At 45.3% G+C, this 2,212-nt stretch carries 2 protein-coding genes; both read right to left on the reverse strand.

What is annotated here, in order from left to right; genetic code table 11:
* A partial coding sequence (locus BCT81_RS19520; protein ID WP_198596929.1) for a type VI secretion system contractile sheath large subunit occupies window positions 1-772 on the reverse strand: 772 nt, incomplete at its 3' end.
* A 37-nt stretch (window positions 773-809) separates the two neighbouring features.
* A partial coding sequence (tssC, locus tag BCT81_RS19525) for a type VI secretion system contractile sheath large subunit (RefSeq protein WP_102425534.1) occupies window positions 810-2,212 on the reverse strand: 1,403 nt, incomplete at its 5' end.

A 2,212-nucleotide genomic window follows, 5' to 3' on the forward strand; every position in this document is an offset into this window, starting at 1 on the left:
TGGCTAACCCCCACGCACCTTTCCCTTGTTCGTTATAAATAAACCCGGCTCTTCGATTTTTATAGGCTTCTCTGATTCTAACTTGAGGTAGCGCCATACCAATGAAGCGAGAACTCGGTTTGGCACGGAGTTCTTGCCATGCTGTGTAATCGGGGCCTGAAAGAATCTTATTGATACGTTCTATATCTGAGAGCCAATCCGCGCCGCTTTCACCAAAAAAAGTAGACACTGGAGAAAAAAGCATTGGGCAGAGTGTCGCTTCCCCTAATTTTCCAAGGAGCTCCAAGGTAAACAAGTCGTCGTATTCAGCATCAAAATCGATATCCATAGAAATAGGGTGGCTAAATGCGATACAGCCAAACGGATGTCCGCCTAGGGTATTCAATTCGTTGTTACCTATCTTGTTATACAGGTCACTGGATTTGGTGGAGTATGCTTGGTTAACGTCGCTGGATATCTCTTCCCAGTTCATATCAAGAAGCTTTACATGTGCTCTTTGATAGCTAACGGGTAGGGAGGCGAGTTGTTGCAGGCTAAGCCAATTACGTTCTAGCTTTTGAAACTCTGAATCATGGATAACTTCATCGAGTTGTAAACTGAGTGCGTTGTCGATTTTTGATATTAGTGTCGATATCAATGAAATTAGTGAGGATTTAGAGCTTAAGCTGTGTTGGTCTAGCTCAGATAGCAGAGATAAAGCCTCTTTTAAAAAGGAATTATCTGTGTCATCTAATTGGTTGAATTTGTTTTGCCATTCTGTATTTAACTTCATACAAAATTTTGGCCGGATTGCTCCGGCCAAATCCCTATTAGCCAGGAATCTTAGCAACCATTCGAACTGAAGTCGTCAGCTCTTCAAGTTGTAACCAAGGTCTTAGGTGAGCGACTGCAGAGTAGGCACCTGGCTTACCAGGTTGCTCAACCACTTCGATGCGAGATTCACAAAGAGGGGTTTTTGCTCGCTGCTCGTTACCAATTGCACCAGCATTGGTGTACTGGTCGATCCATAGTTGAAGCTCACGCTTAATGTCAGGCGCTTCAAGGTTCGAACCTAGCTTGTCTCGGCCCATTACTTTCAGATAGTGCGCGATACGGCTACTTGCCATGATATAAGGTAGGCGAGCAGAAATCGCAGCGTTTGCCGTTGCGTCAGGGTCAGTGAAGGTTTTAGGCTTCTGTGTAGTTTGACCGCCAATGAACACGGCGTAGTTTGAACTCTTATAGTGAACTAAAGGAAGGAAACCAAGATCAGACAGCTCTTTTTCACGCTCATCTGTTAGGTTTACTTCAGTTGGACACTGTTGCAGTAGGTCACCAGCTTCAGACTTGTACGTTAGGTTTGGTAGGTTTTCTACCTTACCACCGTTATCAAGACCGCGAATCGAAGTACACCAACCAGAAGCCGTGTACGCTTGAGTCATTTTAAGACCAAGATCATACGCTGCATTTGACCAAACTAGCTGATCATTGCTCTTAGGTTTAGGGTTGCCGTCCATATCCGTATCGAGCTCTTCGTAAGCAAACACATCAGTACTCAAGCCTTTTCCGCCATAAGGTAGACGAGCAAGAGTTCGTGGAAGTGTGAGTGTTACGTAACGCGCATCATCGCTCTCACGGAATGAGTTCCATGCTGCGTAAGCTGGGGAGTCGAAGCCCGCTGCAACAGGTTTACCTTCAGAGAAGGTTTGGAAATCATTAAACTCGAACATTTCTGCATTTGCAGCAGCAACGAATGGAGCGTGACAAGCAGCAGCAACTTCGCCCATGTAACGAAGTAGTGCAACATCTTCATCTTTTGCGCTGAACTCGTAGTCACCAATGAAGGTTCCGTAAGGTTCACCGCCGGCTGTGCCAAATTCACCTTGGTAAACGGCATTGAATAGTGGGCTACGGTCGATTGCAGGTGCATCTTCAAATTGGTCAAGCAGCTCTTCTTGGGTGAAATCGACCATTTTGATTTTCAGGTCACGACCAAGTTCGCTCTCTTTAACCAGCTTTTGTAGACCACGCCAAGAGCCTTCTAGTTTTTGCAGATCTTTTTGTTGCATCACTTCAGACAGTTGCTTGGATAGCTTTTTATCAATCTCTGAAATCGCGTTTTCGATGGTTTTTGTAACGTTTTTATCCCACGTCACTGTGCCTGAAAGCGCCTGCTCTGTAAGAACAGAAAACAGCTCTTTGGTGGTGTCTGCGGGAGTTTGAGTGGTAGCTT

It is taken from the genome of Vibrio sp. 10N.261.52.A1, assembly GCF_002876325.1.
In the GTDB taxonomy this organism is placed as follows: domain Bacteria; phylum Pseudomonadota; class Gammaproteobacteria; order Enterobacterales; family Vibrionaceae; genus Vibrio; species Vibrio chagasii.